Here is a 13,873-nt window from a genome sequence, read left to right as displayed (position 1 = left end):
GACCGCGCGCGTTCGCACGCGCGCTGCCGAACTGCCGGATTGCTGACTTCGCGCGGAAGAGGTGTCGAGCGACGCCTTTTCCGCAAACGTGGATGGTGGTGCGCGTCGGGTTAGTGACCGGTCTTCAGCTGAGCCCAGAGACGGTTTTCAAGACGCAGAATGTCTGCCGGCATCGGCCGCATCAGCGTCATCTTCTTCAACACGTCTTCGGGCGGGTAAACCGTGGTGTCCTGTGCAACGGCGGGCACGACGAACTGGCGAGCCGCGTGATTCGCAGTGGGGTAGAACACCTCGTTCGTGATCGCGGCGTTGACCTTCGGGTCTTCGATGTAGTTGATCCACTTCATGGCCGCTTCGGGATGCGGCGCGTCTTTCGGAATCACCATCACGTCGAACCACAGCAGACCGCCTTCCTTCGGGTTCGAGAACTTGACCTCATACGAACGCTTGGCTTCCTGAGCGCGGCGGCGTGCGATGCCGACGTCGCCAGACCAGCCCAGCGCCACGCAAACGTCGTTGTTCACGAGGTCGTTGATGTAGCCCGACGAGTTGAACTGCGTGATGTACGGACGAACCTGCTTGAGCACCTGGAACGCTGCCTGGTAGTCCGCAGGGTTCGTGCTGTTCGGATCTTTGTGCATGTATTGCAGCGTGGCGGCGAACACGTCTACAGCCTGATCCAGGAACGACACGCCGCAGCCCTTGAGCTTGGAGAGGTACTGCGGATCGAGCACGAGGGACCAGCTATCCACGGGTGCGTTGTCGCCCAGCGCCTTCTTGACGGCCTGCACGTTGTAGCCCACGCCGTCGGTGCCGTACGCCCAGGGCACGCCGTACTGGTTGCCCGGGTCGGCGTCGGCAATCATCTTCATCAGCACGGGATCGAGGTTCGCCAGATTCGGAATCTTCGACTTGTCGAGCTTCTGGTAGACGCCCGCCTGAATCTGCTTGGCCATGTAGTTCGACGTGGGCACCACGATGTCGTAGCCCGAGCTGCCTGCAAGCAGCTTGGCTTGCAGCGTGTCGTCGCTGTCGTAGTTGTCGTACTTGACCTTGACGCCGCTTTGCTTCTCGAAGTTCGGAATCGTGTCCTTCGCGATGTAGTCGGACCAGTTATAGACGTTCAACTCGGTGTCGGCCGCCTGCACCGCCGGACTCGAAAACGCCGCGAGACCGCCGACCACGAGAACCGCCGCACTTGCGACTGCATGACGAAGATGACAAACACGCATGGTTATTCCCCTGAAGGTGAGAGCCGGACGGCGGCTCGCCCCGGTACACCCCCGCGGTGCACCCCATAGGCCGCCGTCCGAAGGTGTGGCAGTTACGAAAGACCCAGTTGTTGCGCCGTTGCGTCGACGGCTTTTTTCGCCTTCGACACGAGTTCGTCGATTTCCTGCCTCGTGATGACGAGCGGCGGCGAAAGCAGCATCCGGTCGCCGGTGGCCCGCATGATGAGGTTGCCGTTGAAGCAGAAGTCGCGGCAAATCGTGCCTACGTCGCCGCCGTTTTCGAAGCGCTTGCGCGTTTTCGGGTCTTGCGCGAGCTGCAGCCCCGCAACGAGGCCCGCACCCGCAATCTCGCCGATCAACGGATGACCCGCGAAGGTCTCGCGCAGCAGTTGCTGGAAGTACGGACCTGTATCGTTCTTCACGCGCTCCACGATCTTGCCGTCGCGCAGCAGTTTCAGATTCGCGAGCGCCACGGCAGCGGCAACCGGATGGCCCGAATACGTGAGGCCGTGGTTGAACTCGCCGTGCTCGATGATCGCCTTCGCAATGCGCTCGTGCAGACCCACCGCGCCCATCGGGATGTAGCCGCTCGTGAGGCCCTTGGCCATGGTGATGAGGTCCGGCTCGAAACCGAAATGCTGGTGTGCGAACCATTCGCCGGTGCGCCCGAACCCGCCGATCACTTCGTCCGCCACGAGCAGGATGTCGTACTTGCGGCAGATACGCTGAATCTCCGGCCAATACGTGGAGGGCGGGAAGATCACGCCGCCCGCCCCCTGGAAAGGCTCACCGATGAACGCGGCTACGTTTTCCGCACCCAGTTCGAGAATCTTCGCTTCGAGCTGCTGCGCGCGTGCAAGGCCGAACGCCTCGGGCGTCATGCCGGCCTCGGCTTCGCCGAAGTAGTAGGGCTGGTCGATGTGAACGATGTGCTCGACTTTCGAAGGCATCTGTTCGTGCATGTAGCCCATGCCGCCCAGCGTGGCGCCCGCAATGGTCGAACCGTGATAGGCGTTCTTGCGCGAGATGACGTACTTCTTCGACGGCTTGCCTTGCGTAATCCAGTACTGGTGTACCGTGCGCAGCACCGTGTCGTTGCCTTCCGATCCGCTGTTGCAATAGAAGAAGTGCGTGAACGGTGCGGGCGTGATTTCGGCCAGCAGCGCGGAAAGCTCGATGACGGGCGGGTGCGTGGTCTTGAAGAACGTGTTGTAGTAGGGCAGCTCCTGCATCTGCCGGTAGGCCGCTTCCGCCAGTTCTTTGCGACCGTACCCGACGTTCACGCACCACAGCCCCGCCATGCCGTCGATGATCTTGTTGCCTTCGGAGTCCCACAGATAGACGCCCTGCGCCTTCACGATCACGCGGCTACCCGCGCGATTGAGCGAACCCATGTCCGAAAACGGATGGATGTGGTGCGCCGCGTCGAGCGCACGGTATTCCGCGGTGCTACGTTGCTGCGCGCCCGCCACGGGCGCGGCCGGTGCCACTTGTACCCATGCTGCTTCTTCTGTCCGGTAACTCATGTTGCCTCCAATGTGTCTGCGCGTTGTTTTAAACGTGCAGCAGCAGATGTTTGCGTTCCCACGAACTGATCACGCGGAAGAACGCTTCGTATTCGGTTTCCTTCAGCGCCAGATAGGCCTTGACGAACTTCTCGCCCAGCATCGAGTTGAGCGGCTCGCACGCGGCCATTAGCGTGAGACCTTCTTCCAGGTTGCGCGGCAACTGGTACGGCAGCTCGTAGCCGTCGCTCGTGAGCGGGTCGGTGGGCTTGAGGTGCTGTGTCATGCCGAGGTAGCCCGCCGCGAGCGTGGCCGCGATGGCGAGATACGGATTGCAGTCCACGCCCGGGATACGGTTCTCGATACGCCGTGCAGCGGGCGACGAGTACGGAATGCGGAAACCCACCGTGCGGTTGTCGAAGCCCCATTGCACGTTGATGGGGGCCGCCATGAAACGCGAGAGCCGGCGATACGAATTGATGTACGGCGCAAAGATGGGCATGAGCGCCGGCGTGTACTTCTGCAGGCCGGCGATGTAGCCGTAGAACATGTCGGTGGCCTTGCCGTCGCTGCCCGTGAAGAGGTTCTGGCCCGTCTCCTCGCTCACCAGACTCTGATGCACGTGCATCGCGGAACCGGGCTCGTTCTCCATGGGCTTCGACATGAAGGTGGCATACATGTGATGGCGCAGCGCGGCTTCACGCACCGTGCGCTTGAAGAGGAACACGCGGTCGGCCAGATTGAGCGGGTCGCCGTGCAGGAAATTGATTTCCATTTGCGCGGCGCCCACTTCGTGGATGAGCGTGTCCACCTCCAGGTCCTGTACGTCGCAGTACTCGTAGATGTCCTCAAAAAGCGGATCGAACTCGTTGACCGCTTCGATCGAATACGCCTGGCGGCCCGTTTCGGGACGCCCCGTGCGACCGATAGGCGGCGCGAGCGGCATGTCCGGGTCCTTGTTCATTTCCACCAGATAGAACTCGAGTTCCGGTGCAATGACAGGCTTCCAGCCCTTTGCCTTGTAGAGATCGAGCACGCGGCGCAGTACGCGGCGCGGGGAGATTTCAACGGGCGTGCCGTCGAAATGGACGCAGTCGTGAATGACCTGTGCGGTGGGATCGACGGCCCAGGGAATGATGCGGATGGTGGACGGGTCGGGCACGCAGACCATATCGGGGTCCGTCACGCCAGTGAGGGTGCCGTCTTCCGGATACTCGCCGGTGACGGTCTGAATCATCACGGCCTGCGGCAGGCGCATTGACTCGCCTGATTCGAACTTGCTGCGCGGAATGATCTTGCCGCGCGCAATGCCGGCCATGTCGGGAATGATTGCTTCGATTTCGGTGATGTGATGCTTTTTCAGAAATTCGTCTATTTCATGCATGATTGTTCTCTCAGTCTTTGTGAGGGCCGGCTCAGACTTTCACGGCGATGGGCGCGTGAAGGTCGGCCCCGATCTGTATTCGGGCAAGCATCCGTTCGCGGCATGCGGCGCCGAACGCACGGAAGATCGCGGTGGAAAGCGCGTCTTCGGCGTGCTTCCATTCGGGATGCCATTGCACGCCGAGCGCAAAGGCACGTGCGCCTTCTACGCTCACCGCTTCGATCAGGCCGTCCGGCGCGACCGCTTCCACCGTGAGGCCTGTGCCCAGCTTCTCGATGCCTTGCCCATGCAGCGAATTCACACGAGCTTCGCTGACGCCTGAAGCGAGGCGCTGCAACACGCCGCCTGCCGTGAGGCGAATGGCGTGCGCGGGTCCGTACTGCACGTGGAGTTCCTCGTTCTTGTCCTCGCGGTGATCGTCGAGGCCGTCCACGGCATGTACTTCCTGATGCAGCGTGCCGCCGAACACGACATTCATTTCCTGGAAGCCGCGGCAGATAGCGAGCACCGGCACGCCCGCTTCGATGGCCGCACGCATGAGGGGCAGCGTGGTGGCGTCGCGCGCCGGGTCGTGCAGCGTACCCGGCGCGCTGGGGTGGCCGCCATAACGGTGCGGCTCGACATTTGAATAGCTGCCCGTGAACAGCAGGCCGTCCACCGTATCCAGAATGTCTGCCGCTCTCTGCCGCACACCGAGCGCGGGCAACAGCATGGCGAGCGCGCCGGCGCCGTCCACCACCGCTGCGATGTATTTCTCGCCGGTGACGTGCGACGGGTGCGAACCCATCATGGTTCTATCGGCTGTTACGCCGACCAATGGCTTTTTTTGCATGACTTCACGTTGCCTTTTTATTGCCTTTTTTGTTTCGCCAATAGCGATTAACAAAATAAAGGCACGACATGACCCCTCGGCTACGCAAATTGCGTAAGCCGCTTCTTGAAGGGCACTACAGGCGGTTCGACGCTAGCGAACCGCGCTGCGCGTTTCGATCATGTAGGCTGTCCGCTTCGGTCCAATGTGCGGCGCAATGCAGTTAAAGCGCGCGCGCAACGGACGACCGCATACCGTGGCGTGGACCATCGCACGAGCGAGGCGCCGCAATAGACGGGTGAAGCGAACCGCGAAAGGAGGAGAGGCGCTACGGCAGCAGCGAAGCGACTTCGTCGGTGCGCACGGCGATGAACGCGCGCGCAGACGTAGCGTTGTGACGCCGCACCGAACGACGGGACAGGATGGTGAAGACGGACAGGAACAGGCGAGAGGCAAGCCTGCCGCTACTGCCGTCGGAGATGGACGAGTCACTGCGAAGACACCTCGCATGACTTCGATCCCACCTTACCAGAGGGCCACGGACTCTCACGATTACACTCGACTGACGACGTTGAAAGTATTGAACGCCCCGATCAATGAAACGCACGTAGCGTTTAAGGAATCGGGACATTGGCCGGCTGCCGGGAGCCGTCGCAGATGCAGCATATTGATTGAACCGCGCATTGTGACGACACCGTGATGCCGACCTTGTAGATCAGCATATACGAGCCAAAAACGCCGTCAAATCTTTTTTTCGAAAACCCGACTCAGGGGTTTCCCCGAGGTCGGAATAAATCATTCGCAAAAGGAATGGCGCTCGAGGTGTCCATTATTTCGAACACCTTGCAGGGTTTTCCCAGGCGGAAAACGGGGGAAAGTGATTAGAATATTCAACACTTTTCCAATCCACCCGTCGTGTTCCGACGTTCTCTCATCGTGTCCGAAGCCGCATCCACGTCCACTGAAGTTGCTACCCGTTTGCGTTACGTGCGCAAGAAACATGGGCTTTCGCAGCGCGAACTGGCAAAGCGCGCGGGCGTGACGAACGGCACCATCTCGCTCATCGAACAGAGTCGCGTGAGTCCTTCCGTAGGTTCGCTCAAGAAGCTGCTCGAATGCATTCCGATGAGCCTCGCCGAGTTCTTCACGTTCGAAGTGGTGGAAGACCGCACGGTGGTGTCGCGTCGCGGCGAGATGCCCAATCTTGGCAGCGCTTCCATCGAGTTCTATCTTGCGGGCGCCAGCGTGAAAGACCGCAACATGGGCATCTTGCGCGAGGTCTATCAGCCGCTTTCGGATACGGGCCCCGAGATGCTCACGCATGCGGGCCACGAAGGCGGCGTCGTCGTGGCGGGACAACTCGAACTGACGGTGGACGGCTCCACGTGGCTGCTCGACCCCGGCGACAGCTACTACTTCGAAAGCCGCTTGCCGCACCGTTTTCGCAATCCCAGCGCGGAACACGTCTGCGAGGTGGTGTCGGCGAATTCGCCGCCAACCTTCTGACGTTGCGCCAACGCGGTTCGTACTCGCACGTAGCGTCGTGCTGCGTGCGCTGACGCGAGCCGCCCAACATTGAGGCATCCTGATGGACAAGACGACTCTGGCTTACTGGCAGGACAAGGCCGCGACGCTCGCAATCGAAGGGCGCGCATTCATCGACGGCGAATACCGCCACGCGCAGTCGGGCAAGACGTTCGATTGCGTGAGCCCCATCGACGCGCGTGTGCTCGCGAAGGTTGCCGATTGCGGCGCGGCCGATGTCGATGCCGCAGTGGCCGCAGCGCGCCGTGCGTTCGACGCGCAGGTGTGGGCGGGGCTGAACCCGCGCAAGCGTAAGGCCATTCTGCTGCGCTGGGCCGCGTTGATGCGCGAGCACCTCGACGAACTCGCGCTGCTCGAAACGCTGGACGCGGGCAAGCCGATTGGCGATACGACGACTGTCGATGTACCGGGCGCAGCCTATTGCGTCGAATGGTTCGCGGAAGCCATCGACAAAGTAGGCGGCGAAGTCGCGCCCGCGGACCATCATCTCGTGGGGCTCGTGACGCGCGAGCCGCTTGGTGTGGTGGCCGCCGTGGTGCCGTGGAATTTCCCTATTCTGATGGCCGCATGGAAGTTCGGGCCTGCACTTGCAGCGGGCAATAGCGTCGTGCTGAAGCCTTCGGAAAAGTCGCCGCTCACGGCGATCAAGGTCGCGCAACTCGCGAAAGAAGCGGGTTTTCCGGCGGGCGTCTTCAACGTGGTGCCGGGCGGCGGCGAACCGGGCAAGCTGCTCGCGCTTCACAACGACGTGGATTGCCTTGCGTTCACCGGCTCCACGAACGTGGGCAAGCTCATCATGCAGTACGCGGGGCAATCGAACCTCAAGCGCGTGTGGCTGGAGCTGGGCGGCAAGTCGCCGAACATCGTGCTGCCCGATTGCCCGGACATGGACCGTGCCGCCAACGCTGCGGCCGGCGCGATCTTCTACAACATGGGCGAGATGTGTACGGCCGGTTCGCGGCTGCTCGTGCATCGCGACATCAAAGATGCGTTCATCGAAAAGTTGATCGCCGCGGCGCGCAGCTATGTGCCTGGCAATCCTCTTGATCCGAAGGTCTCGATGGGGGCCATCGTGGACCAGGTGCAGCTTGATCGCGTACTGGGCTATATCGAGGCAGGCCGCAAGGAGGCGAAGCTGTTGACGGGTGGCGCTCGCGTGAACGAGTCGTCGGGTGGCTTCTATGTGGAGCCGACCGTGTTCGACACGACGCCCAACGCGAAGATCGCGCGTGAAGAGATCTTCGGGCCGGTGCTCTCGGTCATCACGTTCGATTCCATCGACGAAGCGGTCAGCATTGCCAACGACAGCGACTATGGCCTTGCCGCCGCGGTGTGGACCGGCAATCTCACCACGGCGCACGAAGTGGCCCGCCGTCTGCGCGCGGGCACCGTGTGGGTCAACTGCTACGACGAAGGCGGCGACATGAACTTCCCCTTCGGCGGCTACAAGCAATCGGGCAACGGCCGCGACAAGTCGTTGCACGCACTGGAGAAGTACACCGAGCTGAAGTCCACGCTCGTGCGGCTGCGCTAAAGGATTCGCAAGCCAGCGCGGCGGCGCGTACGCAACGTACCGCCGCGTTCCCAATGAATCCGACTGCCGGCACGTTGCCCGTGAGGCGGGCACGCGTCGGTCCTCCAATCAGGTCATTCCATGACTGAAATCCTCTATGGCGACGGCGCGATCCGCCGCCCCTCTCTCTACGGTTCTTCTATCGAAAACACTTACGCGGGCGTGCTCTCGTTCATGCGACGCACGTATACGCGAACGCTCGACGGTGCAGATGTCGTTGTCTCCGGCATACCGCTCGATCTTGCCACGACGTTTCGCTCCGGCGCGCGCCTCGGGCCTGCGGCGGTGCGCGCGGCGAGCGTGCAACTCGCGGAACTGCACCCATACCCGTGGGGCTTCAATCCGTTCGACGAACTCGCCGTGATCGACTACGGCGACTGCTGGTTCGATGCGCACAATCCGCTTTCGATCAAGCCGGCCATCGTCGAGCATGCGCGCACCATCCTGAAGTCGGGCGCGAAGATGCTCACGTTCGGCGGCGATCACTACGTTACGTACCCGCTGCTCGTCGCGCATGCGCAGAGGTACGGCCGGCCGCTCTCGCTCATTCACTTCGATGCGCATTGCGATACCTGGGCCGACGACAGCCCCGACAGCCTCAACCACGGCACGATGTTCTACAAGGCCGTGAAGGAAGGGCTGATCGATCCGAAGACGTCGGTGCAGGTCGGCATTCGCACGTGGAACGACGACTTCCTCGGCATCAACTTGCTCGACGCCGCGTGGGTGCATGAGCACGGGCCGCGCGCTGCGATCGAGCGCATTGCTTCGATCGTGGGCGACCGCCCTGCCTATCTGACCTTCGATATCGACTGCCTCGACCCCGCGTTCGCGCCGGGTACGGGCACGCCGGTGGCAGGCGGACTCTCGTCTGCACAGGCGCTCGCCATCGTGCGGGGACTCGGCAACGTGAACCTGGTGGGCGCGGACGTAGTGGAAGTGGCGCCGGCCTACGATCAGAGCGAGATCACGGCGCTTGCCGCCGCGCACATTGCGTGCGATCTGCTTTGTTTGTGGCGGCAGCGCAAGGTGGCTGCACGCTGATGTGATGGCGGGGCGCGGCGGCGTTAACTATTGGGCACGCCGCCGTGCTTTACTCCACCGGCTCGGCGTCGTCCGGCGCCGGCATGGGCGCCGTGTCGTTCCGTTGCGCCGGCTTCGCCCCGGCCACCTTCAGGCGTTGCACTTCCGGCAACTGGCAATAGCGCAGCGAGAAACTGCGTCCCTCGGACTTCGCCGCATACATCGCCGCGTCCGCGTTGAGCAGCAGTTCGCGGGCGGACGAACCATCCTGCGGATACTCCGCAATGCCGATGCTCGCGCCTACGGTCATGCGTTTGCCGTCCACGGGCAGGTCGTCGTCGAGCGCGCGCACGATGCAGTCAGCCAGTTCGGATGCCTGATCAGTTGCCTGCGCGCCTTCCACAAGTACGATGAACTCGTCGCCGCCCAGACGTGCCACCGTGTGCCCGCCCGTCAGTACTTGCTGCAGCCGGCGCGCAACGGCCGTGAGCACGCTGTCGCCCACGGAATGTCCGAACTGGTCGTTGATCTGCTTGAAGCGGTCCAGGTCCACGAACAGCACAGCGAGCCGGTCGTGATGCGTGGCGGCGTGGCGTATTGCCGTTTCAAGCCTGTGCATGAACAGCATGCGGTTTGGCAAACCCGTGAGCATGTCGTGATTGGCAAGATGCACGAGTTCGTGCTGCTTGTCGTGCAGCGCGTTCACCTGTGAGCGGATCTCCCGCCGCATGCGGTCGAAGCAGCGCGCGAGCACGCCGATTTCGTCCGTGCGCCTGAGCGGCAGCGGGTCCATGGTGTGCTCGGAAAGGAAGTGCGTGGCAGCGTGGGTCAGTATCTGCAGCGGTTTCGTGAGCGCGCGGGCGAACAGGATGGCAAGCAATAGGGCGACCGCGCTCGAAAACAGCACCATGCGCACGATCTGGTCGCCCAGCAGATTGGCCCCCGTCAGTACACCCGCGAGCGGCTTGCCAAGACCGAGCACGATGAAGCGATTGCCGGCGGTTTGCCCGAAGGGCCGCCGCACGAAGGCGAGCACTTCGCCCGGCGCCTGCTTGGGATGAGCGAGGCCGTTGAGAAGCAACGTGTCCGTCGTTCGTTCGAAGAGCGGCAGCGTGGCCGGGAAGCTGTCCTGCATGAGGACGCGGCGGCCTTTGTCGAAGCCGAATGTCTTCGATGCATCGGGATGCACGAGGAAGTCGCCCCACTCGTTGGCGAGATACACGTCGTAAGCCGTAGGCAGGTCGGCGCGCAACCGCTCGAACATGGCAGCGAGGTCTACGTCCACTACCACGACGCCCACTACACGCCCGTCCGGCGTCGTGACGGGCGTAGCCAGACGAAGCGTGGGGCGGCCTTCGGCATAGTGCGCGCCGCGTTCATGGTTGATGGTGATGGGCCCCACGTACACGCGGCCCGGCGGCAGCGCCAACGTGTCGAACACATAGGCGAACTGTCCTTTCTCCTGAAGGTTCTCGTCCTTGACCTGGGTGGCGCCCCCGCCTTCACGGTCGAAGCGGATGCGTTCCAGGCCATAACGGTCGCGTGAAATGAGCCGCGCCTGCAGGTACTCGGGATGGTGCTTCATGAAGCTCGCGAACACTTGTGAGAGCCGCGTGCGGTCTGGCCCGATGGCGTTGTCGTCTGTCGCGCCCGCAACGAGCGAGGACGACGGCATGGCGGCAAGTACGAGCGTGTCGGCGGCCATGTCGTCGATGGTCTGCGAGAAGCGCTGGCCGAGCAGCTCTGTCGAGGTGAGCAGATTGCGGCTCGCTTCGCCGACCAGCATGGTGCGATTGGCGCGATACGCGTAATAGCCGGTCGATCCGGAGGCGAGCACACCGATCAGCGCGAGCAGAATCGAGAGCTTGAAAGTCAGGCCCGAGCGGATCATTGGAAGCGCTCCGGACGGTCGCCCGATACGACGCGGTTCCACAGCGACTCGCGCTCTTCGGTGTTTTCCACCGGCTGGATCCAGACGAGATGCGCGTGTTCGCTCGTGTAGCCCGATGGTTCGGTCAACGTATTGGCAAGCCCCTGACGTTGAGGCAGCAGCACGCTCACGTCCGGTTCGAGCATGTAGTTGATCCATTCGAGCGCAAGCGTGCGGTTCTTCGCTGCGGCCGTCATCGCCCAGCAATCGAGCCACGCGAGCGCACCTTCGTCGGGAATCACGTAACCGACATCGGCACCGGCTTTGCGCAACTGCTCGAGTTGCTGCGTGCCGTAATTGCCGAACATGAGCGCAACCTTGTGCTGCATGAAGAACGCCGTAGCTTCCTCAGGCAGCGTGTAGTAGGTCAGCAGATTGCGGCGCAGCGCCACGAGCTTCAGCGCAATGGTGTGCATCTGCTCGGGGCTCAGCTGGAACGGTTGGGTGTAGCCGAGCGCGAGCGCAGTGAACGAGAAGTTGTGCTGAGCGCTGTTGAAGTCGAGCACCTTGCCGCGGTAGCGCGGATTCCACAGCTCGTTCATCGAGCGCGGGGCTACCGGCACCTGCTTGCGATCGTAGATGAGTCCCATCGACGAATAGGTGAACGGAATACCGTACGCCTTGCCGTTCTGCGTGAGCCCATTGATGGACGAGAGCGCGCGAAAACGCGGCAATTGACGCTGCGTATTCGGCAGGCTCGCGAGATCGAGTGGCGCGAGCAGGTTCTCCTGCGTGTAGCGATGAATCTCGGCTGTGTTCGCCGCCAGCACGTCGAACTGGGGAGCCGCGCCCGTATGCAGCTTGCTCCACAGTGCTTCGTCCGAATCGACGAACGTCACTTCAACGTGCGCGTTGTAGCGCGACTCAAAGGTTTTCACGACGTCGCTGTCGGCATAGCCCGGCCATGCGAGCACACGCAACACGTTGTCGTAGGCGAGCGCGGGCAGGGTCGCGAGCAGGCAACCGGGAAACGCGATTGCAAGCAACAGCGCACGAAACGCCGAAGTGCCGCGCACCAGGGAATGAAGCAGGGCCGCGCAGAACGCGAAGAAGAACGGAGCGGCGAAGGCGTTCGACACAAAACGCGCACGGCTGCCAGAAAGACTCCCGCCTGCGCGCGCCGCCTTGAGCGAAGTGCTGCCCCGGCGGACGTGGCTCGGGCGGCTTCGCGGGCGGGGCAATGGGGAAGGGCCGAGGCCGAGGCGCATTTGTCCGTCCTTTGCGATCACATGCACAAACTCAAAACTGCCTCCCGGGGTATGCCCAGGGGCGTGCTCAATGGCCAAAGCAGCCGAAGCCGTATGGGCTGCGGCATAGCGTTTGAAGGTGTAGCAGTGGTGCTGGGCGGCAATCTTCAGATAAAGCTTTTCGCCCGAGAGAGGTTGCCGCGTTGCGGCGCCGTCCCGCGTTTATAGCATCAAATCCGTCTTTTTTGGACGGGTAACAATGTAGCGGGCACTGAGCGATATCCGAGGTGCTGCCCCTCTTTTAACGGCTTAGCCCGCGCAATCTTTAGATGCCGCAAGGACTCGGCGCAAACCGCAGCGGCCGCTGCTCTAGTGGTGCCGGCCAATTTGTCGAATGAGGTGGCAGATTGCGCCTGTTGAGCTATTTCGTATTTTCGTATGATTGTTAAATTCGCGATGACTAACGTGTTTAAAACGCGCGTTGCACGTTCTGAAATGGCGAGCGCGCAGTCACGGCGCGAGAGGCGAAGTTGGAAGGGCGAAAGCAACATCGACGAGGAGTCCCACATGGAACGACCCGGCTTCATCCGCCATTGGACGGAACTGGAAGGCGAAGATAACCAGCACTACGCCGGCGATACCGAACGCATGGCAATCAACGCGCCGCTTGCCCGCAAGTTGGGGCTGACGCGCATCGGCATTCATCACAACCGCTTGTTGCCCGGACGGCGCACGTCGTATCCGCACGCCGAAAGCGCCGAAGAAGAGTTTGTGTTCGTGCTGGAAGGCACGCCGGACGTGTGGATAGACGGCCACTTGCATCGCCTCGAGCCGGGCGATTCCGTGGCGTTTCCCGCGGGTACCGGCATTTGCCACACGTTCATCAACAACACAGACACCGAAGTGCGCCTGATGGTGATTGGCGAGCCGCCGAAGGACGAGAACCGCATTCGCTACCCGATGAATGAGGCGCACGAGGCGACGCGCGCGGACCGATGGACCGACTGGCCCGCCCGCGAGATGGGCCCGCACGATGGCAAGCCGGATCGGGGGCGGTCTTAGGCGGGTTTGAGCCGGCTTGGGCGGGCCGTCGGCGCGAGGGCACGCTTCGCGGCCGTCGCGCCGCCCAATTAATGCACCTCGGGGTGCACCGCTGCGACCACCTCGCCCGTTTCGAGCAGCGACTTGAGGTTCGACAGAATGCGCGGCCAGCCGCCCGACACGGCCTTGATGAAGCCGGAATCCGGCAGGTCGCGTTCCATCCCATGCGTGACCGTGAGCTTGGCCGCGTTGGGCTGAGGCTCGATCTCCATCACGCAGACCGAATACCCTTCCTCTTTCAGCTCCGGCCTGAATTCGTTACGCCAGCGCAGGGCGAGCCGCTTCGGCGGGTCGAACGCGACGATCTCGCCGGTGTCGGCCACGCGCCCATCCGGGAACAGCATCTTCCATGAAGCACCGGCTTTCCACTCGGCCTCGATATGCATGCCGAACCAGTACTGCTTCATGAACGCGGGGCTCGTGAGCGCTTCCCAAAGCGCTTCGGGCGAGGTGCGAATGTAGGTGACGTAGACGAAGGTGCTGCCGGCCATGATCGGGCTCCTTTGTGCAGGGAATGAGGTGCGTGCGCGGCACCGTGAGACGTCGGGCGCCATGCCGACGCAGCCGCTGCCGTCGATGGGG

12 protein-coding genes are annotated in these 13,873 nt (G+C 62.5%); 4 read left to right on the top strand and 8 right to left on the bottom strand.

The features are described from left to right. Nucleotides 1-110: 110 nt before the first annotated feature. From PKKP23_RS01055 to PKKP23_RS34385, 5 genes are all read right to left on the bottom strand, one after another. Nucleotides 111-1,232, bottom strand: a complete 1,122-nt coding sequence (locus PKKP23_RS01055; RefSeq protein WP_126875461.1) for a polyamine ABC transporter substrate-binding protein — start codon at nt 1,230-1,232, stop codon at nt 111-113. Between the two features lie 92 nt (nt 1,233-1,324). Beyond that, nucleotides 1,325-2,758, bottom strand: a complete 1,434-nt coding sequence (locus PKKP23_RS01050) for an aspartate aminotransferase family protein (protein ID WP_126875460.1) — start codon at nt 2,756-2,758, stop codon at nt 1,325-1,327. A gap of 28 nt (nt 2,759-2,786) precedes the next feature. Further along, nucleotides 2,787-4,121, bottom strand: coding sequence for a glutamine synthetase family protein (locus PKKP23_RS01045; protein ID WP_017774048.1), 1,335 nt, complete (start codon nt 4,119-4,121; stop codon nt 2,787-2,789). Nucleotides 4,122-4,152: 31 nt separating this feature from the next. Next, nucleotides 4,153-4,953: a gamma-glutamyl-gamma-aminobutyrate hydrolase family protein gene (locus tag PKKP23_RS01040; protein WP_126875459.1), complete on the bottom strand. Its 801-nt coding sequence runs from the start codon at nt 4,951-4,953 to the stop codon at nt 4,153-4,155. A 307-nt stretch (nt 4,954-5,260) separates the two neighbouring features. Next, nucleotides 5,261-5,482, bottom strand: a complete 222-nt coding sequence (locus tag PKKP23_RS34385; RefSeq protein WP_232833271.1) for a hypothetical protein — start codon at nt 5,480-5,482, stop codon at nt 5,261-5,263. Nucleotides 5,483-5,868: 386 nt separating this feature from the next. Between PKKP23_RS34385 and PKKP23_RS01025 the strand changes: the two genes are divergently transcribed. From PKKP23_RS01025 to speB, 3 genes are all read left to right on the top strand, one after another. After that, a complete protein-coding gene (locus PKKP23_RS01025; RefSeq protein WP_026121288.1) occupies nt 5,869-6,438 on the top strand; it encodes a cupin domain-containing protein in 570 nt (189 codons plus the stop codon). Between the two features lie 82 nt (nt 6,439-6,520). Then, nucleotides 6,521-8,011, top strand: coding sequence for an aldehyde dehydrogenase (locus tag PKKP23_RS01020; RefSeq protein ID WP_126875458.1), 1,491 nt, complete (start codon nt 6,521-6,523; stop codon nt 8,009-8,011). Nucleotides 8,012-8,131: 120 nt separating this feature from the next. Next, nucleotides 8,132-9,094 (top strand): agmatinase, encoded by a 963-nt coding sequence (gene speB, locus PKKP23_RS01015; RefSeq protein ID WP_126875457.1) that lies wholly within the window; start codon nt 8,132-8,134, stop codon nt 9,092-9,094. Between the two features lie 49 nt (nt 9,095-9,143). On the opposite strand, the gene PKKP23_RS01010 is transcribed toward speB, so the two are convergent. Both PKKP23_RS01010 and PKKP23_RS01005 read right to left on the bottom strand, forming a co-directional pair. Next, nucleotides 9,144-10,964, bottom strand: coding sequence for a sensor domain-containing diguanylate cyclase (locus PKKP23_RS01010; RefSeq protein ID WP_126875456.1), 1,821 nt, complete (start codon nt 10,962-10,964; stop codon nt 9,144-9,146). Next, nucleotides 10,961-11,992, bottom strand: coding sequence for an extracellular solute-binding protein (locus tag PKKP23_RS01005; RefSeq protein ID WP_420873177.1), 1,032 nt, complete (start codon nt 11,990-11,992; stop codon nt 10,961-10,963). The genes PKKP23_RS01010 and PKKP23_RS01005 overlap by 4 nt, the downstream gene beginning before the upstream one ends. 765 nt (nt 11,993-12,757) lie before the next feature. On the opposite strand from PKKP23_RS01005, the gene PKKP23_RS01000 reads away from it, so the two are divergent. Then, nucleotides 12,758-13,252, top strand: coding sequence for a cupin domain-containing protein (locus PKKP23_RS01000; protein ID WP_126875454.1), 495 nt, complete (start codon nt 12,758-12,760; stop codon nt 13,250-13,252). Between the two features lie 68 nt (nt 13,253-13,320). Here PKKP23_RS01000 and PKKP23_RS00995 read toward each other — a convergent pair whose 3' ends face one another. Then, on the bottom strand, nt 13,321-13,782 hold the full coding sequence (locus PKKP23_RS00995; protein ID WP_017774040.1) for an SRPBCC family protein: 462 nt from the start codon (nt 13,780-13,782) through the stop codon (nt 13,321-13,323). Nucleotides 13,783-13,873 lie beyond the last annotated feature (91 nt).

The sequence above is a fragment of the Paraburkholderia kururiensis JCM 10599 = LMG 19447 genome, assembly GCF_003986935.1.
Lineage (GTDB): Bacteria > Pseudomonadota > Gammaproteobacteria > Burkholderiales > Burkholderiaceae > Paraburkholderia > Paraburkholderia kururiensis.
Note: the sequence above shows the minus strand (reverse complement) of the source record. Positions and strands in the feature narration are given on the sequence as shown.